The organism is Oleiphilus sp. HI0117, from assembly GCF_001635235.1.
The window spans coordinates 1-1026 of sequence record NZ_LWGA01000192.1 but is presented as its reverse complement, the minus strand read 5'-3'; the positions used below and the strand labels follow the sequence as shown (position 1 = coordinate 1026).

General features: G+C 42.1%; 2 protein-coding genes. Both read right to left on the bottom strand.

Annotation, left to right across the window (positions count from 1 at the left end):
- Positions 1–544, bottom strand: a 544-nt coding sequence (locus tag A3757_RS02470) for an IS3 family transposase (protein ID WP_231878194.1), incomplete at its 3' end; no start/stop codon positions are given.
- Between the two features lie 109 nt (positions 545–653).
- Positions 654–911 carry a hypothetical protein gene (locus A3757_RS02465; protein WP_068553031.1) on the bottom strand — a complete coding sequence of 86 codons (258 nt, stop codon included), beginning with the start codon at positions 909–911 and terminating at the stop codon, positions 654–656.
- Positions 912–1026: the final 115 nt, after the last annotated feature.

The following is a 1026-nucleotide window of genomic DNA, read 5'->3' as shown; positions in this document are numbered from 1 at the left end:
TCGACTGGTAATTCTTTGCATAAATCAATTCAACTTTTAGTCGACTAAAGAAAGATTCCATCGGTGCATTATCCCAACAGTTTCCTTTACGACTCATACTCTGCTTAAGCTGACTATTCGCGACAAAGTCGACATAACCTTGTGCGCGATACTGAACACCGCGATCAGAGTGTAATATAAGGCCAGGTTTAGGTTTTCTTCTTGCGAGAGCAACACTTAGCGCTTTTGTCACGAGCGCCTCAGTCATCGTTTCATCAAGCGCCCAACCAACAATGCAACGTGAATATAAATCCATCACAGTAGCCAGATAAAGCCATTTATCCTTAACCCAGATATAAGTGATATCTGTCGTCCACTTTTCATTTGGATGTTTAGCGTTAAAGTCACGCCATAGAATATTTTCAGACACGTTTACCATCGTAAGGCTATGGCGGCTGTATTTAAAACCCTTACCGTTACGCGCCCTAATGCCTTGAGACTTCATAATGTTAGCAATGTAATTCTCTGAACAAGGGTAACCAAGATCGTTTAACTCTTTCGCTATTCTTCTCGATCCATAGCCAGCTTGCGTATTCCGGCGTATCTGATCATCAATTCTGGTATCTGATCACTGATTCTGGAAATCCAGAAAAAGTGATCGAATAAAACCAGAATCAATGGTCGAAAAGTTCCAGAAATGATGATCGGTTAAAACCAGAATGAGTGATCGGAATGGGCCAGAATCTGCAGCCAGCTTCAAAGTCTTCATAGGTATCCAACACTTTAGCTGTCATTAGTTGTCGACGTTTATCGCGGTCACAGATAGAACCCTTGCACCAATTAGCGTAACCAGTGCGTGAGACACGCATAACCCGGCACATTAAAGCCTTGGAATGCTGCTCTTCATACTCTTTGATAATGGCGTACTTCACTCTTGGTTTCTGGCGAAGTACGCCGCAGCCTTTTTTAGGAAATCCATTTCTTCTTGAAGCTGTTTATTCTCTCGCCTTAAACGACGAAGTTCTTCACTCTCATTTTTTGAGTAAT